Raw genomic sequence first — 25,174 nt, forward strand, 5'->3', positions numbered from 1 at the left:
CGGTTACATTCCGAACCCGGAAGTTAAGCTTCTCTGCGCCGATGGTACTGCACTCGGGAGGGTGTGGGAGAGTAGGTCGCCGCCGGACAATCTTTATAGAAATGGCCCCACGCCGGTGCGTGGGGCCATTTCTCGTTTTACGGGCTAATCCGCCGCCCGCACCAGCTCGAACAGATGTGACCTGGGCGGCCGCGTCTCTCCCACCTTGGTGTGGCGCCCCGTCCGGGTGTCCACGCGGAAGATGATTTCGTGGAACAGCTCGGCCGTCCCGCATCTCAGCAGAACCTCCCGAGAACTCGACCACCGACTGACGTCGCAAATACTCGACCCGTCCTTCAACGGAAGCGAGAGGCGTACGTCATGGAGCGCCTTTCCGGTCCCGGTGTCGATGGTGACCAGCCGGGCCGGGCGGATGTCGGCGCCGCCCGCCGGGAAGTTCCTGGAGACGACCTGCGCGGCCTGGCCCGTCCCGTCCGGGGTCAAGGCGCCGGTTGCTTCGACGGCGCGGAGGCGGGCCGGCAGCGGCTTCGTGGTGGTCCCCGAGGCGTCCATGACCGAGAACGACTTGTCGTCCTCCACCATGAGCTTCGATCCGTCGTCGTCGAGCCGGTCCAGCCAGGAGCCCTCAGGCAGCCGCCACACCGTGCGGCCGGTGGCGACGTCCACGACGAAGCTCGGAGGCTCGTCCACGCCTTGCCAGCCCGCCACGTAGTCCACGTACAGCCAGCGCCCCTTGCCCAGCAGCGCGGGCCGGTACGCGAGCCGGTCCCCGTCCACTTCGGGAGCGGTCTCCTGGACCGCACGGACGGTTCCCCCCACCAGGTCCCGGACCACGAGGCGGCCGTCGCCGGCCCGCTGGTAGGCCAGGTAGCGGCCGTCCGCGGTCAGGTCCACGTAGCCCCGCTCCACCGCGTCCGTGAGCTGCCACGTCCTCCCGCCGGACGTCACCACGAACCAGTGGCCGCACTCGTCGTGCGGCCCCTCGTCCTTGGCGTTGTCGCACAGGTACGCGTAGGCGGCGGCCTCGCCAGGAGCCGGGCCGGGTCGCGGGCGTACCGGCTGGTCTGGGGCGCGGACGGCGGTCCACAGCGGGACCAGGGCCGTGCACGCCGCCACCGCGGCGATGATCACTATGAGCTTCTTCATGGCACCCCTCCATCAGGTTGGATGCCGCCGAGGTCCTAGCGGTTTTCGAGGAGGGGCTCGATGCGATAGGGGACCTGGGTGGACAGGGCGATGGTCGTGTCCGTGCGCTGCACCGCCGAGGACGCCAGGATGCCGGCGATGATCTCCTGGAGGTGTTCGGTGGTGTGCGCGACCACCCGGCACAGCAGGTCGTGCTGGCCGCTCGTACCGTGCACCTCCAGGATCTGAGGTACGGCACGCAGCGCCTCCACCGCCTCCGACAGCCGCCCCTGGGCGATCTGCAGCCACACGAACGCCAGGATGGGGTAGCCGGCGCCGGCCGGTGACACGGTCGGGCCGAAGTCCTCGATCACGCCTCTCGCCGTCAGCTTCTCCACCCGGGCCTGTACCGTGCCGCGCGCCACCCCCAGCAGCCGGGCCAGCTCCGTCAGGCCGACGCGGGGATGGGCGCGCATGGTCACCAGCAACCTGGCATCGAGATCGTCCATGGCGGACCCTCCCTGAACTGTGCGATTCGAGCAGAAGATGTGAGTTTGGGAAGGCGAAATCAAGCGTATCGCCCAGCAAAACTGGTCGCTGTTGTCACGAGAACGCGGAATTGCTGTCATTTGGAGCATGTTCGAGGAAGCACAGTACTTCGCCCCTGTCGCAGCCCAAGAGGACGGGTCGGTGGTGGTGGAGCTGGCCGCGTCCCATCCGGGGTTCGCGGACACGGTCTACCGGGCGCGGCGGAACGCGATCGCGGGGCTGGCCGTCAACCACCGGCGGGGGACGCCCATTCCGGCGGCCGAGTACACCGAGGAGGAGCACGAGGTCTGGGCCCTGGTCACCAGGGAGCTGGCGGTCAAGCACGCCAAGTACGCCACAGCCGAGTACCTGGACGGCGCCGCGCGGTTGGGGCTGCCGAAGGAGCGGATCCCGCAACTCGAAGAGGTCTCGCGGCTGCTGGAGCCGCTGACCGGGTTCCGGTATCTGCCCGCCGCGGGGTTGGTGCCGCTGCGCGACTTCTACGGGGTGCTGGCCGACGGGTTCTTCCACTCGACGCAGTACATCCGGCACCACTCCGTGCCCTTCTACACGCCGGAGCCCGACGTCGTCCACGAGGTGATCGGCCATGCCAACGCGCTGGCCGCCCCCCGGTACGCCGCCCTGTACCACCTGGCGGGACAGGCCGCGCGGCGGGTGGAGTCCGAGGAGGCGCTGGAGTTCGTGTCGAAGGTCTTCTGGTTCACGATGGAGTTCGGGGTCATGGTGGAAGGGGGCGAGCTCAAGGCGTATGGGGCGGGGATCCTCTCGTCGTACGGGGAGATCGAGGAGTTCCGCGGCATGGACGTCAGGCCGCTGGACCTGTCCGCCATGGGGACGACGCACTACGACATCACGAAATATCAGGATGTGCTGTTCCGGGCCGAGTCCCTCCAGCACCTGGAGGATGTCGTGGGGGACTTCTGGGCCACGTGCGACGACGATGCGATCGCGAAATTGATCGCCGCCGACATCTAGCGGCCTGTCACGATTTTTCGTGATAATGCGTCAATGATCGCGGGCCGCGGCCAGGCGATACCCCGAGCGGTAATCGCCCTCGCCCTGCTCACAGCTCTCTTTCCGATGCCTGCCCGGGTTCGGGCACAGCCGCCCGCGCCCGCCCGGCGGGAAACGGTCCTGGGCGTACGCGAGGCGGCCTTCGGGGCGCGGCTGGAGCAGGTCGCGGCCGAGGAGAACCTGGCGCCGATCCCGGCCGAGCGGATCGGCAAGCGGCTCGACCGCTACCTCGCGGGCCGGTCCGGGCAGGTCACCGCCATGGTCAAGGACCTGACGACCGGCCGGCTCTACCGCTACCACCCGGGCGAGCGCCTGATCACCGCCAGCACGGCCAAGGTGCAGATTCTCATGGCGCTGCTGCTGCGGACCTCGTGGAAGAGGCTGCCGGCGGCCGTCCGGCACGATGCCGACATCATGATCCGCTACAGCGACAACCACGCCGCCGACCGCCTCTGGTCACGCATCGGCGGCGCGCCCGGCTTCACCAAGGCAGGCAGGAAGCTGGGCCTCAGACACACCCAGGGCGTCCCAGGCGAGTGCGTTGACCTGTATTGCTGGGGAATCACCCGAACGTCGGTGGACGACCAGATCCGCCTCATGCGGGCCCTGGTGTCCGGCAAGAGCCCGCTGAAGGCCAAGGACCGCGATCAGGTGCTGAAGCTCATGGGTCACGTCGTGGCGGGCCAGAACTGGGGCATCAGCGCCGCCGCGTGCGCGGGCGACCGCGTGGCGCTGAAGAACGGCTGGCTCAAGCACGTCTCGAACAAGCTCTGGGCCACGGTCAGCGTGGGCCTGATCAGGGGCGACGGCCACGCCTACGCCGTTGCCGTACTCACCGAGGGAAGTCCCGAGGTGGGGTACGGCATAGCGACGGTCGAAGGCGTGACGAAGCGGATTATGCAGGACTTCCGGAAGTGCCAGGCGTGACCAGGCGGTAGCCGACGCCCCGTACGGTCTGGATGAGCTGGTCGTCCTCGTCGCCCAGCCGGGCGCGCAGGCGTTTGACGTGGACCGCGATCGTGTTCGTCGAGGTGTTGGCCGCGGCGTGCCACACGTGGCGCATGATCTGCTCGCGGGTCACCGTGCGATCGGCGTTGCGCATCAGGTACTGCAGTAATTCGAACTCCCGCAGGGGCAGGTGGACCGCTCGCCCGCCCACCCGTACCTGATAGGCCTGCACGTCCAGCTCGACCCCGCCCACGGCGAGCACCTGGCGCGCGCCGGGCGAGGCCGCCTGGATGAACGGCAGCAGCTCCGCCACCCGGTAGGGCCGGGCCACGCAGGCGGCCGCGCCGGCGGCGAGCGCGCGTACCGCCTGCTCGGCGTGGCCCTCGCCGACGCCGAGCAGGACGGGTACGGCGCGCGCCAGCCGTACCGCGCGGACGAACTCCACCGCGTCTATGACCGGCAGCGTGGCCGAGACGAGCACCACGTCAGGCTGCAGGGCTCCCGCCTGGAGAAGGCCCTGAGCCCCGTCGGGCGTGCCTGTGACGGACACGCCCTCCCGTTCGAGCGCCGTGGCGAGGTCTTCCACGACCGCGCCGTCGGGGTCGGCGATGAGCAGTACGGGCTTCGTCCGCGCGTCCCCGATCACCGTGGATGCCGCCTGCTGTTGGGTCATCAGCCGAAGCGCCCCGTGATGTAATCCTCTGTTGCCTTCTGGGACGGGTTGGTGAACATGCGGGACGTCTCGTCCATCTCGATCACCTTGCCGGGCTTGCCCTGCTCGGCGAGGTTGAAGAACGCGGTCCTGTCGCTCACCCGGGCGGCCTGCTGCATGTTGTGGGTGACGATGACGATCGTGTACTCGTCCTTGAGCTTGGCCATCAGGTCCTCGATGGCCAGCGTGGAGATCGGGTCGAGCGCCGAGCACGGCTCGTCCATCAGCAGGACCTGCGGCTTGACCGCGATGGCCCGGGCGATGCAGAGACGCTGCTGCTGACCGCCCGACAGGCCGGCGCCCGGCTTGTTCAGGCGGTCCTTGACCTCGTTCCAGAGGTTGGCGCCCTTGAGCGACTCCTCCACGACCCCGTCGAGCTGCGACTTGCCGACCCGGCCGTTGAGCTTGAGGCCGGCGGCCACGTTCTCGTAGATCGACATCGTGGGGAACGGGTTGGGGCGCTGGAAGACCATGCCGATCATCCGGCGTACCGAGACGGGCGCGACGGTGGGGGCGTACAGGTCCTCGCCGTCGAGCAGGACCTTGCCATCCACCCGGGCGCCCGGGATCACTTCGTGCATGCGGTTGAGCGTGCGCAGGAACGTCGACTTGCCGCACCCGGACGGGCCGATGAACGCGGTGATCGAACGGGGTTCGATGGTCATCGACACGTCCTCGATCGCCTTGTGCGACCCGTAGTACGCGTCGAGACCCGAGACCTGGATCTGCTTGGACATTGCGGCGGTTACCCCCTATCGGCCCCTGGCGGGCGCACGCCACCAGGCGATCAGGCGCGCCACCAGGTTGAGCAGCATGACGATCAGGATGAGCGTGAGGGCGCCGGTCCACGCCCGGTCGACGGCGGTGTCGTTCGGGCGGGCCGCCTGGTCGAACACGAAGAGCGGCAGGCCCATCTGCGGTCCGGTGAACGGATCGTTGTTGATGGAGTTGGTGAAGAACACCGTCATCAGCAGCGGCGCGGTCTCGCCGGCGACGCGGGCCACGGCCAGCATGACGCCGGTGACGATGCCGGTGAGCGCCGTCGGCAGCACGACCTTCATGATCGTGCGCCACTTGGCCACACCCAGCGCGTACGAGGCCTCTCGCAGGTCGTTGGGCACCAGTCGGAGCATTTCCTCGGCCGATCTGACCACGGTCGGCATCATCAGGATCGACAGCGCGAGCGCGCCCGCCCAGCCGGAGAACTGGAAGCCCAGGACGAGGATCCAGAACGCGAAGACGAACAGACCGGAGACGACCGAGGGGATGCCGGTCATGACGTCCACGAAGAAGCTGATCGATCGGCTCAGCCGGCCGCCGTTGCCGTACTCGACCAGGTAGATCGCGGTGAGCAGGCCGATGGGGACCGAGACGGCCGAGGCGAGCAGGACCTGCTCCAGCGTTCCGATGATCGCGTGGTACGCGCCGCCGCCCGCGTCACGGGCGCCGATGCCGCGCATCGAGTGGGTCAGGAACTCGAGGTCGAAGCGGGCCAGGCCGTTGGAGATGACCAGCCAGAGCACCGAGATGAGCGGCACGACGGCCAGCCCGAACGCCAGGTAGACCAGCCCCTGGACGATCTTGTCCTTGACCCGGCGGCTGGTCGAGATGTGCTGGATTGCTGTCATGCGCCGGCCCTCGAGTACTCTTTGCGGCGGTTGATGATCAGGCGCGCTCCCATGTTCACCAGCAGGGTGATGACGAACAGCACCAGACCGGAGGCGATCAGCGCCCCGCGGCCGATCTGGGTCGCCTCGCCGAAGCCGTTGGCGATGTTCGCCGCGATGCTGTTGGCGTGGGGCGTCAGGATCTCGAAGGTGATGTCGAAGGTCGCGGGGAAGATCAGCGCGACCGCGATGGTCTCGCCCATGGCGCGGCCGAGGCCGAGCATGGCGGCGCTGATGACGCCGGGGCGGCCGAAGGGCAGCACGGCCATCCTGATCATCTCCCAGCGGGTGGCGCCGAGTGCCAGGGCCGCCTCTTCGTTCATCTTCGGCGCCTGGAGGAACACCTCACGCGAGATCGCCGCGATGATCGGCAGGATCATGATCGCCAGCACGATCGAGCCCGCGAGCATGGTCTTGCCGCCGATGGCACCCTCTCCGGCGAACAGCGGGAACCAGCCGAAGGTCTCGTTGAGCCACTGGGACGGCTCTCGGATCAGCGGCACCAGGAACGCCAGGCCCCACAGGCCGTAGACCACACTGGGCACGGCGGCGAGCAGGTCGACCAGGTAGCCGAGCCCCGAGGCCAGGCGGCGGGGCGCGTAGTGGGAGATGAACAGCGCGACGCCGACCGCGATCGGGGTGGCGATGACGAGCGCGAGTGTCGAGCTGAGGACGGTCCCGAACGCCAGGGCGGCGATGCCGAACACCTTCTGGCCGTTGGGGTCCCAGGTCAGCTCGGTGAAGAAGGACGCCTTGTTCGCCTGCAGGGCGGGGATCGCCTCGCTGATGAGGAACACGGCGATGGCCGCCATGATCGCCAGCAGGAGGACGCCCGCCGCCGTGGAGAGGAAGCGGAAGGGGCCTTCACCATGGCTGCGCCGCGAGGCGGACCGGCTCATGGCCGGTCCGCCGTCACGGGTCTTCAGATCGTTGGCCATCGGTGGCTAGGAGATCGCCTCGACAGCGGTGCGGACCTTGGTGAGCAGGTCGCCGGCCAGCGGGGCATAGCCCAGCTCCTTCAGGGCCGCCTGACCCTCGTCACTGGCGGTGTAGGTGAGGAAGCCCTTGACCAGCTTCGTCTCCTCCGCCGACAGGCCCTTCTCACAGGTGATCTCGTAGGTCACCAGGACGATCGGGTAGGCGCCCGGGGTCTTGGTGGCGTAGTCGATCGACAGGGCGAGGTCGTTGCCGGTGCCCTTGATCGTGGCGGTCTCGATCGTCTTCGCCGCGCTCTCGGGGGTGAGCTCGACGAACTCGTTGGCGCCGTTGGAGACCTTGGCCTTCTGCAGCGACGAGTTCTCGGCGTAGGAGAGCTCGACGTAGCTGATCGCGCCCTCGGTGTCCTTCACGGAGGAGGCGATGCCGTCGGAGCCCTTGGCGCCCTGGCCCTTGGCCTCGGCGGGCCACGCCTTGGCGGGCTCGTAGGCCCAGCCGGCGGTGGCCTTGAGGAACTTGGTGAAGTTGTCGCTGGTGCCCGACTCGTCCGAGCGGTGGAACGCCTGGATCGGGGTGGAGGGCAGCTTGGCGCTGGGGTTGTCCGCCTTGATCGCGGCGTCGTCCCACTTGGTGATCTTGCTGTCGAAGATGCCGCCGAGGGTCTTCGGCGACAGCTGCAGGCCCTCGACGCCGGGCAGGTTGTAGACCACCGCGATGGGGCCGGTCACCATCGGGATGTTGATGGCCTTGCCGGTCTTGCAGCGGGCGTCGGCCTGCGCGGGCTGGTCATCCTTCAGCGCCGAGTCGGAGCCGGCGAAGGCCACCGTGCCCTGGATGAACGCCTGCACACCCGCGCCGGAGCCGCTGGGCTGGTAGTTGAGGGTGACACCGGGGTTCGTGGCCGTGAAGTTCTTCGTCCACTCGGTGATCGCGTTGGCCTGGGCCGAGGAGCCCGCGGCGTTGATCGTACCGCTCAGACCATTGTCATTGCCCGCGGCGGGTGCACTGGCGGAAGTCGTGCTGCCAGCGGGGGCATTGTTGTCTGTGCCGCACGCAGCGAGGGAGAGCGCGCCGACGACGGCTACGGCGGCGAGCCGGCCTGCATACTTCACGGTTGGGTTTCCTCCCACTTGGTCCTTAGTCGCCATGAAAGCTATGCACCGAAGGTGACCGCAGCCCCCTGACAAGGGTGAACGTTCGGTGAACGGGCCCGGTCGCCCCCATGATGGGAGTTATGACTTATCGCGTATGCCTGGTGTGCATGGGCAACATCTGCCGATCCCCCATGGCGGAGGTGGTGCTCCGCCAGACGCTCGCCGAGCGCGGGCTGGGCGACCGCGTCACCGTGGAGAGCGCCGGAACCGGCGGTTGGCACGCCGGGGACCCCATGGACGAGCGGGCACTGGCCATCCTCGGACAGCACGGCTACGACGGCTCGGCGCACCGGGCCCGGCAGTTCACCAAGGACTGGTTCGACCGCTATGACCTGGTGCTGGCCATGGACCAGGACAACCTCGCCAATCTGCGGCGGATGGCGCCGGTGGGGGCGGAGGTGCGGCTGTTCCGGTCGTTCGATCCCGCGGCGGAGGAGGGGGCCGAGGTGCCCGATCCGTACTACGGGGGCCCCGAGGGGTTCGAGGAGGTGCTCGCGCTGGTCGAGTCGGCCTCCGAGGGGCTGGCCAAGCACATCGCCGATGAGATCGGCTGATGAATTGGACAGCGGAACTCGGCTCGTCGCACGGCCGACGGCTGCTGAAGGGTGTGCTGGACGACGGGCGCGAGGTGTTCGCCAAGACCGGGGCCGCCTCCGAGGTGTTCGCCTCTGAGGCGGCCGGGCTGCGGTGGCTGGGGGAGGCCGCCGTGGTGCCAGAGGTGGTGGAGGTGGGGCCCGACCGGCTGGTGCTGTCATGGGTACGGGAGGAGGCGCCCAGCGCGGCGGCGGCCGAGCGGTTCGGGCGTTCGCTGGCCCGGCTGCACGGGGCGGGAGCGGTCGGCTTCGGCGCGCCGTGGCCGGGGTTCATCGCCGACCTGCCGATGGACAACTCGCCCTGCTCGGACTGGCCCGGCTTCTACGCCTCCCGGCGGGTGCTGCCGTTCCTGCGGCAGGCGCGGCTGCCTGCTTCGGACGCGGCGCTGGTCGAGCGGGCCGTGGAGAGGTTCGCCGAGGTCGCGGGGCCTGCGGAGCCGCCGGCGCGGATCCATGGGGACCTGTGGAACGGGAACGTGCTGTGGTCGGGCGGGTCGGGCGTGCTGATCGATCCGGCGGCCCATGGCGGGCATCGGGAGACCGATCTGGCCATGCTGGCGCTGTTCGGGCTGCCGTACCTCGATCGGGTGCTGGGGGCGTACCAGGAGGAGTTTCCGCCGGCGGAGGGGTGGCGGGGGCGGGTGCCGCTGCACCAGCTGCATCCGCTGCTCGTTCATGTGGTGTTGTTCGGCGGGTCCTATCGTGACGGGTTGATGAACGCGGTCCGGGCCGTGCTCGCGCTCTAGCCGTTCTTGCGCTTGCGGTAGGCGCGTTGCTGGCAGGCGCGGGAGCAGTAGACGCGGGGGCGGCCGGACGGCGCCGGCTCCAGCGGGGTGCCGCACTCGGGGCATCCTGAGCTTTCATCACGACTTTCGTCACGCTCTCGGATGAGGGCCTCGACGCCGTCGAGCTGGCGGCGCAGGCCGAACTCGAACGAGTCCTCGGGGTGGTCCCAGCCGCCCTCCGTCCAGAGGCGGGAAAGGGTGGGGAAACTGTTGAGGCGCTCGTAGAGGGCGTCGCGGCTGCCCCACCAGTCCTGCTCGGACACGCCGCTGCGGCGCTCCTCGCGCCGGGTCTCGACCAGGGTCAGCGCCTCGGCGTCCACGAACCGGCCCAGCATGCCCACGACGGCGATCACCTCGGAAGGGCGCAGGCCGGTGCCGGTGAGGGTGCTCAGCGTGTGCTCGTAGTAGGCGATGGCGTTGGGGCCGGGAAGGTGGCGGGTGCCGCGTACCTCGGCCAGCCATGGGTGCCGCCGGCGCAGTTGCCAGCCCTGCCTGGCCGCGGCCTCCAGCCGCATCCGCCACCCCTGCCCTGTCCCGGGCTCCTCGGGGGTGCTCGCCCGTTCGCCGTAGGCCTCGTCGACCATCAGGTCCACGAGCTGGTCTCGGCCGGGGACGTGGCGGTAGAGGGACATGGTCGTGAACCCGAGCCGGTCGGCGACCTTGCGCATCGACAGGCCCTCCAGGCCCTCCGCGTCGGCGATCTCGATGGCGGCCCGCACGATCCTGCCCAGGCTCAGGCCGGGCCGCGGCTCGCGATCCTGCTCCCGCCAGAGCAGTTCGACTTCGGGGTCGGTTGTCATGTCGCCTCCTCCTGTTTATGGTGTCTACTACGTGTACGGCATAAACAGCAAAGGCGGTCTGTGATGTTCCACTTCCACGTCGCACCCTCAGGCGACGACTCGGGTCCCGGCTCGGCCGACCACCCGTTCGCCACCCTCGAACGCGCGCGCTCCGCGGCCCGCGAGGTGGCCGGCGGCGCCGTCGTACACCTCCGGGGCGGGATCCACGTGCTGACGGAGCCGTTCTCGCTCGGCGAGGCCGACTCCGGGACGGTGTACCAGGCGTACGGGTACGGCACTCCCGAGCAGGAGGAGGCGGTGGTGAGCGGCGGCCGGCCGATCACGGGGTGGCAGGTGCGGGACGGCGTCCGGACGGCGGAGGTCGGCGACCTCGACACCCGCCAGCTCTATGTGGACGGCCGCCGGGCCGAGCGCGCCTGGATCGCCGGCCTGCCCGGCGACGCTCGGGCGACCGCCACCGGTTACGTCACGGACGAGCCGCTCGGGTGGCGGAGCCCGGGGGACGTCGAGTTCGTCCACCGGGGGGTCTACCCGTGGACCGAGGCGCGCTGCGGGGTGGCGTCGGTGTCCGGGGACACGGTGGTCACGATGGCGCAGCCGGCGTTCGGGTGGGCCGCCGAGCTGTACAACTCGGTCTGGGCGGGACAGACGTCGAGCGGTCCGGGGCTGCCGACCAGGATCGAGAACGACCCGAGCTTCCTGCGCGAGCCCGGAACCTTCGTGCTCGACCGCTCGCGGCCCGGGCGCCACGTGCTGCTCTACCTGCCCCTCCCCGGGGAGGATCCCGCTCGTACGCGGGTGGTGGCGCCTGTCCTGGAGACGCTGGTGAGCGTGGCGGGGGCGCGGGACGTGGCGTTCAGGGGGCTGGTGTTCGCGGACGCGACGTGGCTGCGGCCGAGCCGCCCGGAGGGGTTCCTGCACTATCACGGGAACGGCTACTACGAGGGTGGCGGTGTCGAGACGGCGGTGCTCGGCGAGGGCGCATCCGTGACGTATCCGACCGCGTCCGTGACGATTCCCGCGTGCGTGACCTTCGAGGACGCGGTCGGGGCGGAGGTCGAGGGCTGCCGGTTCACCCGGCTCGGGGCGATGGGGCTGGGGGTTTCCGGCGGCGCCGAGGTCGTGGTTCGGACCTGCGACTTCGACACCCTGTCGGGCGGCGGCATCGTGATGTCCGGGACGCGGAACGCCTCTGTCGAGGACAACAGGGTTCACCACATCGGGCTCGAATACAGCGGCTCACCGGGGATCGGCGTGACGGGCACGTACGGATGCGTCGTCGCCAACAACGAGGTCACGGACGTCCCGCACTGCGGCATCACCGTCGGCCCCGGGGAGGGGACCCAGGTCCTGCGCAACCTCACCGTGGACACCATGGGGACGCTGGCCGACGGGGGCGGCATCTACCTGTCCGGGGTGCAGGGCGACTCGGCTGACAACCAGGCCCTGGTCCAGGGGAACGTCATCAAGGACACGCGGACGCCGTACAACTTCGGGCTCTACACCGACTACGGCGCCTCGTGGGTGACGGTCGAGGGGAACGTCGTCATGCGGGCCGACAACACCTCCGTCCTGGAGGTCGGGCCGCCGCTGGAGAACGTGATCTACCGGGGCAACTTCTGGGACGCCGACCCCATCGGCCACGACAACCCGCCGAGCGGGGTCCGTTACGAGGACAACGTGACGATCAAGGACGGCGCCGCGCTGGACGCCGCCACCGCCGCCATCCAGTCCCGGGCGGGATTCAGGAGATGATCGAGGTGCCGTTGAGGCGGTCGATCACCTCGGTGTGCAGGATGCCGTTCGTGCAGACCAGGCTGCCGCCCTCCAGGCCCTTCACGCCGGAGACGTCGGTCCACTTGCCGCCGGCCTCCTCGACGATCACGGTGAGCGCCGCCATGTCCCACGGCGACAGCTCGGGCTCGGCCGACAGGTCCACCGATCCCTCGGCGACCATCATGTGCGACCAGAAGTCCCCGTAGGCCCGGGTGCGCCAGCAGGCTCGGCTGAGGTCGAGGAAGTTGTCGAGCTTGCCCGTCTTCTCCCATCCGCCGAAGCTGGAGTACGAGAACGACGCGTCCTCCAGGTTCGACACGGAGGACACCCGCATCCGGGACGCCTTCGTCAGGCTCTTGCCGGTCCACGCGCCGCCCTCGGTCGCCGCCCACCACCGGCGGCCCAGCGCGGGGGCCGACACCAGGCCGACGACGACCCTGCCGTACTCCATGAGCGCGATCAGGGTCGCCCAGACGGGGACGCCGCGCACGTAGTTCTTCGTGCCGTCGATGGGGTCGATGATCCACGAACGGGCGCCCCAGCCGGTCTTCCCGAACTCCTCGCCCACCACGGCGTCGCGCGGCCTGGCGCGGCGCAGCGTACCCCGGATGGCCTCCTCCACGGTGCGGTCGGCATCGCTGACCGGCGTCAGATCGGGCTTGGTGTCGACCTTGAGATCGACCGCCTTGAACCGCCGCATGGTCAGGTCATCGGCGGCGTCCGCCATGACGTGGGCCAGCCGGAGATCATCGTTGTAACCCTGCACGGTCGCCCACGCTACCGTGTCCGCCATACAGAACATCAGTCACCAACGCCCCTTTTCTGGTAACGGTGTCCATCTCGCGCGTGTCGCCACCACCCCAAACCACGGAACGGCGACGACGCGGGGCTGGGCTGGGGTGGTGCTGGGCTGGCCGGCGATGCATGGCGGGGCAGGGCGATGGCGCGGCGGTGTGGAGCGCGATGGTGCGGTGCGGGCCGTGGCGCACTCTCGGCGGGCGGCGTGGCCGGTGACGATGGCAACGCAGGCCTTCGACCGCCGACCGCGCTGCGTCACCCTGAGGACGCTTCGCTTGGCAGTCGGGCGCGGGCCGCGCGAGTGGCGGGCAGGCAGCGCCTCCGGGAGCGCCGTGGCCAGAGCGCAAGGGGGCGTCTGCGGCGTCGGCGGGTGTGTCCTGGTCGGTGCCCGGCGTCGCCGGGTGGGCCGGGGGCTCTGGCTGGAGGTCAGGGGGTGTCGTCGAGGGTGCCTTCGCGGCTGGAGAGGAGGCGGCGGAGGGATTTGAGGCGGGCGGGATCGGCGTTGCCGGCGGCGACCCAGGCGTCCAGGGCGCACTCCGGGCCCAGGTGTGTGCAGCCCTTCGGGCAGTCGACCGTGCCCTCCACCAGGTCCGGGAACGCGGCCAGGACCGTTTCCATGGACACGTGGGCCAGGCCGAAGCTGCGTACGCCCGGGGTGTCGATGATCCAGCCGCTCTCCGGCAGCTCCAGCGCCACGGCCGAGGTGGAGGTGTGGCGGCCGCGGCCCGTTACGGCGTTGACCTGGGAGACGGCGCGGTTGGCGTCCGGGACCAGGGCGTTGACCAGGGTGGACTTGCCGACGCCCGAGTGGCCGACCAGGACGCTGACGCGGCCCTTCAGGTGGTCGCGGAGCTCCTCCAGGGAGCCGCCCTTGTGCACGACGACGTGCGGGACGCCCAGCGGCTCGTAGAGGGCCACCAGCTCGTCGGGCGGGGCGAGGTCGGACTTGGTGAGGCAGAGCAGGGTGTCGATCTCGGCATCGAACGCGGCCACCAGGATGCGGTCGATCATGCGGGGCCGGGGCGGCGGGTCGGCCAGGGCGGTGACGATGACGAGCTGGTCGGCGTTGGCCACGACCGGACGCTCGATGCCGTCGGTGTCTTCGGTGTCGTCGGCCGAGCGGCGCAGCATCGACGTGCGGGGCTCCACGCGGACGACCCTGGCCAGCGTGTCGGGGCGGCCCGAGACGTCGCCGACGAGGGCCACCCGGTCACCCACCACGATGCCCTTGCGGCCCAGCTCGCGGGCCTTCATGGCCACCACCAGGCGCCGCTGCGGCTGCTGCTTGCGTTTCTGCGCGGACCCCTTCGGGCGTTCGGGCTCGACCAGCGTCGTGTAGCGGCCGCGGTCCACGGCCACCACGAAGCCCTGCACGGCGTCCTCGTGCGCAGGACGGATCCGGGTCCGCGGCCTGGAGCCCTTGCCCGGCCTGACCCGTACGTCGTCCTCGTCGTACTCCCGCTTCTTCAGCGGTCTGCTCCCATGTCCTCGCTCGCTTTCGCTCGATGACCTGCGCGGTCGCCCCCGGTCAGGCCGGAGACGCGTCGTCGGCCGGCCGGTGCTGATGGGGGATCGGACGCCGCCGCGGGCAGGCCGGGGTGGCGCCGTGCTGCTGGATCTCTTCCTCGCCATACAGGCGGCGGACCCTCACGGACCGCCCTTTTCCGACGTGCCCGGCGTTTCCGGTGCGAAACCCGCGCCCGAGGGCAGGCGCCGCCGGGTCACCGGGCCTCCAACATGCCGTCCCACATCCGGACGAACTCCGGCAGGGTCTTGGCGGTCGTCGCGATGTTCTCCACCTCCACGCCGGGCACCCTGAGGCCGATCACGGCTCCGGCCGTGGCCATGCGGTGGTCGTCGTAGCTGTGGAAGGTGCCGCCGTGCAGCGGGCGGGGGCGGATGATCAGGCCGTCGGCGGTCTCCTCCGCGTCGCCGCCCAGCCGGTTGATCTCGGTGGCGAGCGCGGCCAGCCGGTCGGTCTCGTGGCCGCGCAGGTGGGCGATGCCCCGGATGCGGCTCGGCGTGGTCGCGAGCGCGGCGAGGGCGGCGATGGTGGGGGTCAGCTCGCCCACCTCGTGGAGGTCGGCGTCGATGCCGGTGATCTCGCCCGTGGGCCGCCCCGTGACCACCAGGTCGGCTCCGTCGGGGGAGCGGGTCACGGTGGCGCCCATCGCGGTGAGAAGGCCGCGCAGGGCGTCGCCGGGCTGCGTGGTGCGCTCCGGCCAGGTGGGGATCGTCACGGTGCCGCCCGTGACCAGGGCGGCGGCCAGGAACGGGGCCGCGTTGGACAGGTCGGGCTCCACCGTCATGTCTCTGGCCGCGATCGGGCCGGGCTCGACGCGCCACACGTCGGACTCGCTGTCGTCGACCGTGACGCCCGCCGCCCTGAGCATCTCCACGGTCATCTCGATGTGCGGCTGCGAGGGCACCGGCGGGCCGACGTGGCGGATCGTTATGCCCTTCTCGAACCGCGCCGCCGTCAGCAGCAGCCCCGACACGAACTGCGACGAGCCCGACGCGTCCAGCGTGACCTCGCCGCCCGCCAGCGGCCCGCTGATCGTGAACGGCAGCGCGTCGCTGTCGATCCTGGCGCCCAGCGAGCGCAGGGCGTCGAGGATGGGACCCATCGGGCGCTTGCGGGCGTGCGGGTCGCCGTCGAAGGCGACCGGGCCGTCGGCCAGGGCGGCCACCGGCGGGACGAACCGCATGACCGTGCCGGCCAGGCCCGCGTCGATGCTCGCGCCGCCCCGGATCGGGCCCGGCGTCACGCGCCAGTCGACCCCGGCGGCGCTCTCGTCGGCGGGCTCCAGGGTGGCGCCCAGGGCCCGCAGGGCCGACGCCATCAGGTCCGCGTCGCGGCTGCGCAGCGCCCGGCGCACGACGCCGGGGCCGTCGGCGAGCGCGGCCAGGACGAGCGCGCGGTTGGTCACCGACTTGGAGCCGGGCAGCGGGACGGTGGCGGTGACCGGAGAGGTCGCCGTGGGCGCGGGCCAGTGCGGCGTGGTCGGCGTGGGCGTGGTCGGAGCGGGCATGGTCAAAGAGTACTGGGAGTGGTAGGGCGAGGGTCACAGCCTGTGGACGGCGCCGGTCATCAGGTGTGCCGGCGGGAGTGGGCCTCCTGCTTGGTGGACGCCCCGAGGCGGGCAGGCGAGCGAAAGCCGTACCGTACGTGGCAGTGTGGGGTTATGTGCGGTAGATACGCGTCGGCGCGCAAGAAGCACGAGTTGCTCGAGGAGTTCGAGGTCGAGCAGGACGGCGACCCCGACACGGAGCTCGGGGCCGACTACAACGTCGCGCCGACCAAGAACGTCTACGCCGTGCTGAGCCGCGTGCCCAAGGAGGCCCAGCGGGCGGTGCGGCAGCTCAGGGTCGTGAAGTGGGGCCTGGTGCCCGCCTGGGCGAAGGACCCGTCGATCGGGTCCCGGCTGATCAACGCCAGGATCGAGACGGTGGCCGAGAAGCCGTCGTTCCGCCAGGCGTTCGCCAAGCGCAGGTGCCTGCTCCCGGCCGACGGCTATTTCGAGTGGATGCCGGTCGAAGGCGAGAAGAAAAAGAAACAGCCGTACTTCATCCATCCCGAGGACGGCGGGGTGCTGGCGATGGCGGGCCTGTACGAGTTCTGGAAAGACCCGTCCCGGGCCGATGACGATCCTCTCAAATGGCTGGTGACCTGTACCGTCATCACCACGGACGCCGAGGACGAGCTCGGCCGCATCCACGACAGGATGCCCATGATGATCGAGCGCGAACGCTGGGCCGAGTGGCTCGACCCCAAGGTCACCGACGTCGGGCAGGCCACGCGGCTGCTGGTGCCCGCCGAGCAGGGGCGGCTCACGGCGTATCCGGTCTCCACGGACGTCAACAACGTCAGAAACAATGGCCCGGACCTCATCAAACCTCTACCGGAAGAGGAGGAAACCGCACTTTTCTAAAGGTGTAAGAAGCACGGTAAGTGGGCATCCGGTGAGGAAAGCGATGCATCCGTTTACTCGGTGTCACCGCCATAAATGCCCCTAATTGCACCGGGCGGGACAACCGGGGAGTCCCAGCCGCGGGTTGCCGTGATTCACCCGGAGGTGCGGGTTCGTGGACGTCACGACCGCTCGTGAGCGGCTGGAAGACATGCTCGCGGCACTGGACCGATCGATCGGGGTCCTCAAGGGCGACCCCGTCGCCGTCCGCGAGCACTCGGCGGCCGACGCGGGTTCTGACCTGACCGACGCCGATCGGGCCCAGGCCATGCTGACCGTGGCCACATCTCAGCGGCGCGCCGTGGTCGAGGCCATCAAGCGCCTGGAACAAGGCGTGTACGGCCGGTGCCTCGACTGTGCCAAGCCGGTGCCGGAAGGGCGGCTGGAGGCCCGTCCGGAGGCCGCGCGGTGCGTGCAGTGCCAGGGCAAGCGGGAGCGGCGCCGCTGAGCGAGCCGGGATGCCGCCGGACACGAAGAACGGCGGCACACCTCTCTACAGCCGGGCGGAGTCAGCTTTTGCGGCAGCTGGCGACCAGGTGGATGCCGACCGTGTCGTCGTCGTCCGGATGGGCCTCCAGCTCCGTACGCACCAGGTAGTTGAGCGCGCGTGCGTCGGCCCCGAGCACGTGGTCGACCGTGGACGGGGACAGCACCGTGCGCGGCCGCATCCACTCCACCTCGAGCCCGGCGCCCACCAGCAGCTCGCGCAGCTGCCCGCTGCTGAAGCACCGCGTGATGCTGCCGTCCGGCCACGGCACGAGCATGACCTCGCCGGTCTGCCGCAGGTGCTGCCACTGCTCCTGCTCGGCCAGGATCGCCATGCCCAGCACCAGCGAGTCGACGCACACCAGCGCCCGCCCGCCGGGCCGCAGGACCCTGGCCACGTCGCTCATCGCCGACTCGGCCATCAGCTCGATCGACATCACGCGTTCCTCGGCGAGCACGGCGTCCACGCTCGCGTCCGGCAGGAACGCCAGATCGTCGGCGCGTACGTGCCGGACCCGGTCGGCGTCCCGCAGGCCGGACCGTCCGTCGACGGTGCGGCGGAAGTCGAGCACCTCGATCACCTTGTGCCCTGCCCTGGCCACCTGGCCGGACCAACGCCCGCGGCCGCCGGAGAGATCGAGGACGACGGAGGGTTGGCCGGGGAGCCAGCGGTTGAGTTGTTCGGCGGCGACGGCGCGGTAGAAGGTCCAGTACGGCCCAAGCGTCCCTGAGCCGTTCAGTTCCTCGGCCGGAATGGGCAGCACACGCGACTCCTGAGTTCCGGGTAAAGGGCTACCAGCCGGTACGTATGGACGTTCCCCGCACCGGGTCCTTCGTACCTTCTATCTTGCGGGAACAGACAAGTGCGCGGGCGTGTTGCGACGAGCATGCTCACTATGGCAAGACCCCTCCCCACTGACCGGCAAGGCACCGGCCAGCGGGTATCCTCCCCTGAGTACGGTGTTCCGCAACAGCCGGCCACCGGTGATCTTAGGGGGGTGGGTCCGGTGCCCGCGACAGGCGCGGAGACGCTGGAGCAGCGAAGCGAGCGATTCGAGCGCGACGTCATGCCGTATCTCGAGCAGCTCTACTCCGCCGCGCTCCGGATGACCCGGAATCCCGCGGACGCGGAGGACCTGCTGCAGGAGACCTTCGCCAAGGCGTTCGCGTCGTTCCACCAGTTCCAGGAGGGCACCAACCTCAAGGCGTGGCTCTACCGGATCCTGACGAACACGTTCATCAACAGCTACCGCAAGAAGCAGCGTGAGCCGAAGCAGTCCGGCACGGAGGAGATCGAGGACTGGCAGCTCGCGCGGGCGGAGTCGCACACCTCGAGCGGGCTGAAGTCGGCCGAGGTCGAGGCGCTCGAGCATCTGCCCGACGGCGACATCAAGCAGGCGCTGGCGGCCCTGCCGGAGGAGTTCAGGATCGCGGTCTACCTGGCCGACGTCGAGGGCTTCCCCTATAAAGAGATCGCCGACATCATGGGCACTCCGATCGGCACCGTGATGTCGAGGCTGCACAGAGGACGCAGGCAGCTCCGGGGCCTCCTTGAGGACTATGCTCGTGAGCGGGGTCTGGTCCCGGCGGAGGGATCGAAATGAGCTGTGGCAACCCGCATGACACCGACTGTCGCGAAGTGCTCGACAAGGTCTACGCCTATCTCGACGGCGAGCTGACCGAGACCGACATCGTCGAGATCCGCGTGCATCTCGACGAATGCGGCCCGTGCCTCCAGGAATACGATCTGGACAAGGCGATCAAGGCGCTCGTGCACAAGCACTGCGGCTGCGACCCGGTCCCCGGCGATCTGCGCTCCAAAGTGCTCGCCCGCATCGCACAGGTGAGAGCGGAGCTGGCCGACTAGGATTCCCCCATGCGCGTGTTGGTCACCGGGGGTGCCGGGTTCATCGGGTCCAATCTCGTCGATCGTCTCCTCGCCGAGGGGCATGAGGTCGACGTGGTCGACGACCTGTCATCGGGGTCCAGGGAAAACCTGGCAGAGGCCGCCTCCAGCGACCACTTCCGGCTGCACGTGCTCGACGTGCTCGACCCCGCGCTGACCGGCCTGGTCGCGGAGCTGCAGCCGGAGGTCGTCTGCCATCTGGCCGCGCAGATCAGCGTGCGCAAGAGCGTGACCGAGCCCAGGCGCGACGCCCGGATCAACGTCGAGGGCACCGCGTCCGTGCTCGCCGCGGCCCACGAAGGGCGGGCCCGCAAGGTGCTGTTCGCCTCGTCCGTGGCCGTCTACGGCAGGCCCGGCACGATCCCCGTGCCCGGCGACGCGCCCACCGACCCGCGCTCGCCGTACGCCGCGTCGAAGCTGAGCGGCGAGACGTACCTCGCCGCGTTCCGCGCGCTCCACGGCATCGAATACACCACTCTGGTGCTCTCCAACGTCTACGGCCCGCGCCAGTCGCCCGAGGGCGAGGCGGGCGTGGTGTCGATCTTCACCGACGCGCTGCTCAGCGGCACGCCCACGGTCGTCTACGGCGACGGCACCCAGACCCGCGACTACATCTACGTCGAGGACGTGGTCGACGGCTTCGTCCAGGCGCTCGGGCAGCGTGGCGACGGCCAAAGGTTCAACCTCGGCACCGGCATCCAGACCACCGACCGCCGCCTTCACTCGCTCATCGCCGACGCGGCGGGCGCCCAGGACAAGCCCGGGTTCGCGCCGCCGCGCGTGGGCGACCTGCCCGCGATGGCGGTCGATCCGGTGCCGGCCCACGAAGGGCTCGGCTGGCAGCCGCGTACGGACCTGCCGACAGGTGTGAAGAAAACAGTCGAATGGGCCCGAAATCGTCGCGTGAAGTAGTGGCTTGATTACGCTTTGCTTGCGATTTCCGACTCCGCCCATGCGGCGACGTCGTCTTCTGTAGCGTTGAACCCCAGAACTCGACGTGGAGGCATGTGGATGTTCAAGTCTATGGTCGCCCGACTGCTCACGGCCGTCGTCATGCTCACTCCTGTGGTCATGCTGATCGCTGGGGGAGTGCTTCCCCCAGGGGTGTCCTGGACCTGATGTCCGTAGGGGGCCTAGGGGGCCGCAATGCGTGATCTGCCGTGGCCTGCAAGGGTCTATCTGGTCGCCGTGATCGGCGCGGCGGTCGCTCTCATGGTGCGCAGCGTCATGGTCTCCGGGGCTCCCGTGGCCCCGGAGGACCTCGACGTCCTTCTCGTGCTCGCCCTGCTGTTCCTGGTGTGCGAGTCGATGCCGACGCTGCTCAACGTGGAGCAGTTCGCGGTGTCGGTCAGCTTCTCCGCCTCGCTGGCGGCGGTGGTGCTGATCGGGCCCGACGGCGCGGCGCTGGTGGGGCTGACCGCGATGGTGAGCGTGCGGCCCGGGCTGCCGCTGATCAAGCGGCTGTTCAACGGGGCGCAGTTCGCCATCTGCGGCTACGCGTCCGGGTGGGTCTACGAGGCGCTCCACGGTCAGGTCGGCGTGCCCCAGGTCAACGCCTTCGACGATCTCATCGGCCCCTACGCCGCCGCCATGGCGGTCTTCGTGCCGCTCAACATCGTGCTCACGCTGACCATGATCGGGCTGGCCACGCGGGTGCGGGCCACGGAGGTGCCGCTGCGCGGCATGGCCCAGTTCCTGCTGTCCTATCTCGGGTACGGCACGTTCGGGCTGCTGGTGGCCGGGCTCTGGGCGACCGTGCAGTCGATCTCGGCGGTGCTGGTGCTGCTGCCGCTGTTCGTGGCGCGGTGGGCGTTCGGCCAATATCACGCGCAGCAGCGCTCGTACGACGCCACGATCGCCGCGCTCTGCCAGGCCGTCGAGACCAAGGACTACTACACGCGGGGCCACTGCACGCGGGTCTCGCTCGCCTCCTCCATGATCGCCCAGGAGATCGGCATGGGTCCCGAGCGCGTACGGGCCATCCGTTACGCGGGCATGCTGCACGACGTGGGCAAGCTCGGGGTGCCCACCAAGGTGCTGCAGAAGGACGGGCCGCTCACCGAGGAGGAGTTCGCCGCGATCCAGCTCCACCCCATGCGGGGCCTGGAGATCGTACGCGGCATCGGCTTCCTCGACGAGGCCTACGCCGGGATCATGCACCACCACGAGCGCCACGACGGCACCGGCTACCCGATGGGGCTGGCAGGTGACGAGATCCCCGAGTTCGCCAAGGTCATCGCGGTGGCCGACGCGTTCGACTCGATGACCTCCGACCGGTCCTACAGGGGCGCCAGGCCTGTCCCGGAGGCGCTCGAGGAGCTGCGCAAGACCGCGGGCACCCACTTCGACCCCGTCATGGTCGCGGCCTTCATCCGGGTGCTCGACCGGGAGCCGTGGCAGCCGCCGCGCAAGGTCGAGGCGCCGCCGCCCGACGAGACCCCGATCAAGGACCACGACGACCCGACCATGCCCATCGAGGTCGTGACCGGGCAATGATCACCACGGAGCGCCCGAGGCGCGCAGAACGCTCTGCGAACACGGTCTTCCGCCGGCTCGACTCCGGCCAGCTGCTGCTCATCTGCGCGGCGGGGCTGGTCGCGATCGCCGGCGTCGCCCACACCGCGGCCGTCGGGCTCGATCGCACGGAGATCGCGGTCGGCTTCGGGGCGCTGATCGCGGTCGGCGAGCTGGCCAGGCTCACCATGCCGGGCAACAGGGAGGTCGCGCCCATCGGCGCCGCCGCCGCGCTGGGCTACACGCTGCTGCTCGACCTCAGCCAAAACCCGCTGCGCCACTCGGCCCTGCAGGTGGTCGCCGTGATCGCGGTCGGCATGGCGGCCGGCGCGCTCCCGCACCTGGCGGTCGGCCGCCCGCCGCGGCTGGACGCGATGGCGCGGCGGCTGCTCACCGGCGCGCTGCTGGCCTTCGCGTTCCGGCCGCTGGCCGACCCGCTCTACCTGCTGACCAAGCCGCCGACCAGCACCTGGTGGCCGGCGCTCGCGGTGATGGTCACGCTCATCGCGATCACCTTGCTGATCGACGTGCTGATCGCCGCGCTGCTGCGGGCCGAGCGGCTGCGCACCTCGTTCCGGGTGGCCGTGCGCGACGAGGTCAACATGGCCTTCCCGCTGGGCGCGGCCGTGGCCTCGTCGGGCGTGCTGCTCGCGCTGGCCACGCACAGCATGGACCTGGTGGCGCTGCTGGTGTTCGCGGCGCCGCTGCTGGTCACGCAGGTGGCCTTCAGGAAGTATGCCGGGATCCGCGCCACCTACCTGCAGACCGTACGCGCGCTGTCGCGGGTCACGGAGGTCGGCGGCTACGTCGAGCCCGGCCACTCGCGCCGGGTGAGCCGCCTGGCCGTGGCGATCGGCAGAGAGCTGGGCATGTCCGAGCCCGAGCTGCTGGAGCTGGAGTACGCCTCGCTGATGCACGACATCGGCCAGCTCTCGCTGCGCGACCCGATCCCCGGTGGCGCCACCGTCCTCACCGAGCCCGACCAGGCGCGGCGCATCGCCGAGCTGGGCGCCGAGGTGATCAGGCAGACCGGCGTGCTCGACCGGGTCGCCGACGTGGTGCGGCGCCAGTGCGATCCGATCACCGACGACCCGCCCCTGTCGAGCCGCATCATCAAGGTCGCCAACGCCTACGACGACCTGGTGGGGCCCTCGACCGACCGCGACCGCGCGGGGGCCGCGCTGGAGCGCATCCGGCTGTCGTCGGGCAGCGCGTACGATCCCCACGCGATCGAGGCGCTCACCCGGGTGATCGACCGCGGGCGGGTCTAGCCCGTACGGAATTGTGGGGTTCCTACAGATCATGATCGCCGGATCGGTGGTTTAGAGGGAAGGAGCCGCGGCGGTCGCGGCTTTAGTGTGGTCGGCGTGTTAATTGAGACGCTCGGACCCGTTCTGGTCGCCAACCGAGGGGAGATCGCGCGGCGGGTCATCCGCACGATCCAGCGGCTGGGGCTGCGTGCCATCGCCGTCCACTCGGAGGCCGACGGCGACCTGCCGTTCGTACGGGGGGCCGACGAGGCCGTGCTGATCGGTCCGGCCGACCCCGCGCAGAGCTACCTCGACGCCGACAAGGTGCTGGCGGCGGCCCGCGCGACCGGCGCCAAGGCGATCCACCCGGGTTACGGGTTCCTCGCGGAGAACGTCGCGTTCGCCAGGGCCGTGATCGACGCCGGGCTGGTGTGGATCGGTCCCGCGCCCGAGGCCATCGACAAGATGGGCGACAAGATCAACGCCCGGAACCTCATGGAGAAGGCCGGCGTGCCGGTCGCCGCGGGCACCCGCGAGCCGGTCACCGACCTGTCGCTGGCGCTCAAGGCCGCCGACGCCATCGGCTACCCGGTCATGGTCAAGACCGCGGGCGGCGGCGGTGGCATCGGCATGAGCGTGGCCCACGACGACGAGGGCCTGGCCAAGGCGTTCGAGCAGGCGGCCAGGGCGGCCGCCAGGTTCTCGGGCGACGCGCTCGACGGGCCGGCCGTGCTGCTCGAGCGCTACATCGAGCGGGCCCGCCACGTCGAGGTGCAGATCCTCGGCCTGCCCGACGGCCGGGTCGTGGCGCTGGGCGAGCGCGACTGCTCGGTGCAGCGCCGCCACCAGAAGGTCGTCGAGGAGTCGCCGTCCCCGGGCATCACCCCCGAGCTGCGCGAGCGCATGCTGGCCGCCGCCGTGCGCGCCGGCGAGGCCGTCGGCTACCTCGGCGCGGGCACCGTCGAGTGCCTGGTCGACTCCGACAGGCAGGACTTCGTGTTCCTGGAGATGAACACCCGGCTGCAGGTGGAGCACCCGGTCACGGAGCTGGTCACCGGGCTCGACCTGGTCGAGCTGCAGCTGCGCGTCGCGGCGGGCGAGAGCCCCGAGGTGCGGCCCGCGACCACCGGGCACGCGATCGAGTTCAGGGTCTACGCGGAGGATCCCCAGCGGTTCTTCCCCGGACCTGGCACGATCACCGCATGGGTGGAGCCGGACGGAGCGGGCGTACGCGTCGACTCCGGTTACGCGGCGGGCAACACGGTCACCCCGTTCTACGACCCGCTGCTGGCCAAGCTCTGCGTCCACGGCGAGACCCGCGCCGACGCGCTGGAGAAGGGGCGCAAGGCGGTGGACGCGTTCGTCGTCGAAGGGCCCAAGAACAATCTGCCGTTCTGCGCGGAGCTGCTGGACAACGCGGAGTTTGTCACTGGTGTCTACGACACTGGTCTGGTTGGGCGGATGCGGGCCTAAGGTGAGTACATTGATGACAGAGGGGAGTTCCGGTGGCTGAGGTACGCGCTGAGATGGTCGCGAACGTCTGGAAGGTCGTCGTCAAGGAGGGCGACACCGTCTCCGACGGCGACACGCTGGTCATCCTCGAGTCCATGAAGATGGAGATCCCGGTGCTCGCCGAGGACGAGGGCGTCGTGGCGCAGCTCAAGGTGGCCGAGGGCGACGTGATCCAGGAAGGCGACCTGATCGCCGTCATCCAATAGTAGGTCGCCGTGTTCTAGCCAGGAACTTGGCGCGGTCGACGACGATGCGTTCGATGGTGCCGCGGCCCACGACGGCGTGTTTGTCGTGGGCCTCGAAGGCGAAGACCAGCCGCCGCCCGTCGACCTCGGTGAGCTCGACGCCGATCTGCACGTGCGTGCCCAGCGGGCTGGCGGCCAGGTGTTCGAGCTCGACCCTGGTGCCGACCGACGTCTCGCCCGGCTCGAGGTGCTTGTCCAGAGCCTGTACGGTCGCCGCTTCGGCCAGCGCGAGCAGCCGCGGCGTGGCGAGCACCGGCACGTCCCCGCTGCCGACCTTCTTCGCGGTGTCCTCCACCTCGACCATGATGAGCAACTGGGCGCGCAGACCCGGAGCGAGCGTCATGGGGTCAGCCTACGGCGGTCGCACCTGTCCAACGGGTCAGCTGACTTCCCGGAAACGCGGACAAGTGCGGGCATAAGGCCCCAGGATAGG

Annotated in this window: 27 protein-coding genes and 1 rRNA gene; 15 read left to right on the top strand and 13 right to left on the bottom strand. The window is 70.0% G+C overall.

Annotation, left to right across the window (positions count from 1 at the left end; translation table 11 throughout):
• A 5S ribosomal RNA gene (gene rrf / locus ACWDRB_RS36240) occupies positions 1-88 on the top strand; the annotation flags it as partial.
• A gap of 56 nt (positions 89-144) precedes the next feature.
• Here the strand turns inward: rrf and ACWDRB_RS36245 are convergent.
• Both ACWDRB_RS36245 and ACWDRB_RS36250 read right to left on the bottom strand, forming a co-directional pair.
• A complete protein-coding gene (locus ACWDRB_RS36245; protein WP_449901466.1) occupies positions 145-1,146 on the bottom strand; it encodes a hypothetical protein in 1,002 nt (333 codons plus the stop codon).
• A 35-nt stretch (positions 1,147-1,181) separates the two neighbouring features.
• Complete coding sequence (locus ACWDRB_RS36250) at positions 1,182-1,634, bottom strand: Lrp/AsnC family transcriptional regulator (RefSeq protein ID WP_449901468.1); 453 nt, start codon at positions 1,632-1,634, stop codon at positions 1,182-1,184.
• A 127-nt stretch (positions 1,635-1,761) separates the two neighbouring features.
• Between ACWDRB_RS36250 and ACWDRB_RS36255 the strand changes: the two genes are divergently transcribed.
• Together ACWDRB_RS36255 and ACWDRB_RS36260 are read left to right on the top strand one after the other, a co-directional pair.
• Positions 1,762-2,649 (top strand): phenylalanine 4-monooxygenase, encoded by an 888-nt coding sequence (locus ACWDRB_RS36255; protein WP_449901470.1) that lies wholly within the window; start codon positions 1,762-1,764, stop codon positions 2,647-2,649.
• A gap of 105 nt (positions 2,650-2,754) precedes the next feature.
• Positions 2,755-3,615, top strand: coding sequence for a serine hydrolase (locus tag ACWDRB_RS36260; RefSeq protein WP_449901472.1), 861 nt, complete (start codon positions 2,755-2,757; stop codon positions 3,613-3,615).
• On the opposite strand, the gene ACWDRB_RS36265 is transcribed toward ACWDRB_RS36260, so the two are convergent.
• Genes ACWDRB_RS36265 through pstS form a run of 5 tightly spaced genes read right to left on the bottom strand, consistent with a single transcriptional unit; the run spans position 3,584 to position 8,063 of the window.
• Positions 3,584-4,309 (bottom strand): response regulator transcription factor, encoded by a 726-nt coding sequence (locus ACWDRB_RS36265; protein WP_397371450.1) that lies wholly within the window; start codon positions 4,307-4,309, stop codon positions 3,584-3,586. The genes ACWDRB_RS36260 and ACWDRB_RS36265 overlap by 32 nt on opposite strands.
• Positions 4,309-5,085, bottom strand: coding sequence for a phosphate ABC transporter ATP-binding protein PstB (gene pstB, locus ACWDRB_RS36270; protein ID WP_350729245.1), 777 nt, complete (start codon positions 5,083-5,085; stop codon positions 4,309-4,311). Before pstB ends, ACWDRB_RS36265 begins: the two co-directional genes overlap by 1 nt.
• 15 nt (positions 5,086-5,100) lie before the next feature.
• Entirely contained in the window at positions 5,101-5,976 is an 876-nt protein-coding gene (pstA, locus tag ACWDRB_RS36275) for a phosphate ABC transporter permease PstA (RefSeq protein ID WP_449901475.1), read from the bottom strand.
• A complete protein-coding gene (pstC, locus tag ACWDRB_RS36280; RefSeq protein WP_350729249.1) occupies positions 5,973-6,953 on the bottom strand; it encodes a phosphate ABC transporter permease subunit PstC in 981 nt (326 codons plus the stop codon). The genes pstA and pstC overlap by 4 nt, the downstream gene beginning before the upstream one ends.
• 6 nt (positions 6,954-6,959) lie before the next feature.
• Positions 6,960-8,063: a phosphate ABC transporter substrate-binding protein PstS gene (pstS, locus tag ACWDRB_RS36285; protein ID WP_350729250.1), complete on the bottom strand. Its 1,104-nt coding sequence runs from the start codon at positions 8,061-8,063 to the stop codon at positions 6,960-6,962.
• A gap of 122 nt (positions 8,064-8,185) precedes the next feature.
• Between pstS and ACWDRB_RS36290 the strand changes: the two genes are divergently transcribed.
• Together ACWDRB_RS36290 and ACWDRB_RS36295 are read left to right on the top strand one after the other, a co-directional pair.
• Positions 8,186-8,659, top strand: coding sequence for a low molecular weight protein-tyrosine-phosphatase (locus ACWDRB_RS36290; RefSeq protein WP_350729252.1), 474 nt, complete (start codon positions 8,186-8,188; stop codon positions 8,657-8,659).
• Positions 8,659-9,444, top strand: coding sequence for a fructosamine kinase family protein (locus ACWDRB_RS36295; protein ID WP_449901478.1), 786 nt, complete (start codon positions 8,659-8,661; stop codon positions 9,442-9,444). The genes ACWDRB_RS36290 and ACWDRB_RS36295 overlap by 1 nt, the downstream gene beginning before the upstream one ends.
• On the opposite strand, the gene ACWDRB_RS36300 is transcribed toward ACWDRB_RS36295, so the two are convergent.
• Positions 9,441-10,283 (bottom strand): TetR/AcrR family transcriptional regulator, encoded by an 843-nt coding sequence (locus ACWDRB_RS36300; protein WP_449901480.1) that lies wholly within the window; start codon positions 10,281-10,283, stop codon positions 9,441-9,443. The genes ACWDRB_RS36295 and ACWDRB_RS36300 overlap by 4 nt on opposite strands.
• Positions 10,284-10,346: 63 nt before the next feature.
• Here ACWDRB_RS36300 and ACWDRB_RS36305 point away from each other — a divergent pair, with 63 nt between their 5' ends.
• The gene (locus tag ACWDRB_RS36305; RefSeq protein ID WP_449901482.1) at positions 10,347-12,038 is read left to right on the top strand and encodes a right-handed parallel beta-helix repeat-containing protein; all 1,692 of its coding nucleotides are present in this window, start codon (positions 10,347-10,349) and stop codon (positions 12,036-12,038) included.
• On the opposite strand, the gene hisN is transcribed toward ACWDRB_RS36305, so the two are convergent.
• The 3 genes from hisN to aroA form a co-directional block, all read right to left on the bottom strand.
• Positions 12,028-12,861: a histidinol-phosphatase gene (hisN, locus tag ACWDRB_RS36310; protein ID WP_449901484.1), complete on the bottom strand. Its 834-nt coding sequence runs from the start codon at positions 12,859-12,861 to the stop codon at positions 12,028-12,030. The two genes, ACWDRB_RS36305 and hisN, sit on opposite strands and share 11 nt — an antisense overlap.
• A gap of 422 nt (positions 12,862-13,283) precedes the next feature.
• A complete protein-coding gene (gene rsgA, locus ACWDRB_RS36315; RefSeq protein WP_355205517.1) occupies positions 13,284-14,327 on the bottom strand; it encodes a ribosome small subunit-dependent GTPase A in 1,044 nt (347 codons plus the stop codon).
• 251 nt (positions 14,328-14,578) lie between these two features.
• Complete coding sequence (gene aroA, locus ACWDRB_RS36320) at positions 14,579-15,889, bottom strand: 3-phosphoshikimate 1-carboxyvinyltransferase (protein ID WP_449901488.1); 1,311 nt, start codon at positions 15,887-15,889, stop codon at positions 14,579-14,581.
• Between the two features lie 153 nt (positions 15,890-16,042).
• Here aroA and ACWDRB_RS36325 point away from each other — a divergent pair, with 153 nt between their 5' ends.
• Both ACWDRB_RS36325 and ACWDRB_RS36330 read left to right on the top strand, forming a co-directional pair.
• Positions 16,043-16,789, top strand: coding sequence for an SOS response-associated peptidase (locus ACWDRB_RS36325; protein WP_350729260.1), 747 nt, complete (start codon positions 16,043-16,045; stop codon positions 16,787-16,789).
• A gap of 154 nt (positions 16,790-16,943) precedes the next feature.
• Positions 16,944-17,276, top strand: a complete 333-nt coding sequence (locus ACWDRB_RS36330; RefSeq protein WP_449901492.1) for a TraR/DksA family transcriptional regulator — start codon at positions 16,944-16,946, stop codon at positions 17,274-17,276.
• 61 nt (positions 17,277-17,337) lie between these two features.
• Here ACWDRB_RS36330 and ACWDRB_RS36335 read toward each other — a convergent pair whose 3' ends face one another.
• Positions 17,338-18,078, bottom strand: coding sequence for a class I SAM-dependent methyltransferase (locus tag ACWDRB_RS36335; RefSeq protein ID WP_350729264.1), 741 nt, complete (start codon positions 18,076-18,078; stop codon positions 17,338-17,340).
• A gap of 234 nt (positions 18,079-18,312) precedes the next feature.
• On the opposite strand from ACWDRB_RS36335, the gene ACWDRB_RS36340 reads away from it, so the two are divergent.
• The 7 genes from ACWDRB_RS36340 (at position 18,313) to ACWDRB_RS36370 (ending at position 24,702) form a co-directional block, all read left to right on the top strand.
• Positions 18,313-18,918: a sigma-70 family RNA polymerase sigma factor gene (locus ACWDRB_RS36340; protein ID WP_173526616.1), complete on the top strand. Its 606-nt coding sequence runs from the start codon at positions 18,313-18,315 to the stop codon at positions 18,916-18,918.
• Between the two features lie 35 nt (positions 18,919-18,953).
• Positions 18,954-19,181: a mycothiol system anti-sigma-R factor gene (rsrA, locus tag ACWDRB_RS36345; protein ID WP_397371458.1), complete on the top strand. Its 228-nt coding sequence runs from the start codon at positions 18,954-18,956 to the stop codon at positions 19,179-19,181.
• Positions 19,182-19,190: 9 nt separating this feature from the next.
• The gene (locus tag ACWDRB_RS36350) at positions 19,191-20,132 is read left to right on the top strand and encodes an NAD-dependent epimerase/dehydratase family protein (protein ID WP_449901496.1); all 942 of its coding nucleotides are present in this window, start codon (positions 19,191-19,193) and stop codon (positions 20,130-20,132) included.
• 234 nt (positions 20,133-20,366) lie between these two features.
• Complete coding sequence (locus ACWDRB_RS36355) at positions 20,367-21,716, top strand: HD-GYP domain-containing protein (protein ID WP_449901498.1); 1,350 nt, start codon at positions 20,367-20,369, stop codon at positions 21,714-21,716.
• On the top strand, positions 21,713-23,005 hold the full coding sequence (locus tag ACWDRB_RS36360) for an HD-GYP domain-containing protein (RefSeq protein ID WP_350729270.1): 1,293 nt from the start codon (positions 21,713-21,715) through the stop codon (positions 23,003-23,005). The genes ACWDRB_RS36355 and ACWDRB_RS36360 overlap by 4 nt, the downstream gene beginning before the upstream one ends.
• Before the next feature lie 96 nt (positions 23,006-23,101).
• Positions 23,102-24,457, top strand: coding sequence for an acetyl-CoA carboxylase biotin carboxylase subunit (locus tag ACWDRB_RS36365; protein WP_449901500.1), 1,356 nt, complete (start codon positions 23,102-23,104; stop codon positions 24,455-24,457).
• A gap of 32 nt (positions 24,458-24,489) precedes the next feature.
• Complete coding sequence (locus tag ACWDRB_RS36370) at positions 24,490-24,702, top strand: biotin/lipoyl-binding carrier protein (protein WP_449901503.1); 213 nt, start codon at positions 24,490-24,492, stop codon at positions 24,700-24,702.
• On the opposite strand, the gene ACWDRB_RS36375 is transcribed toward ACWDRB_RS36370, so the two are convergent.
• Entirely contained in the window at positions 24,692-25,084 is a 393-nt protein-coding gene (locus ACWDRB_RS36375; RefSeq protein ID WP_449901506.1) for a thioesterase family protein, read from the bottom strand. The genes ACWDRB_RS36370 and ACWDRB_RS36375 overlap by 11 nt on opposite strands.
• Positions 25,085-25,174: the final 90 nt, after the last annotated feature.

Source organism: Nonomuraea sp. NPDC003707 (assembly GCF_053587055.1).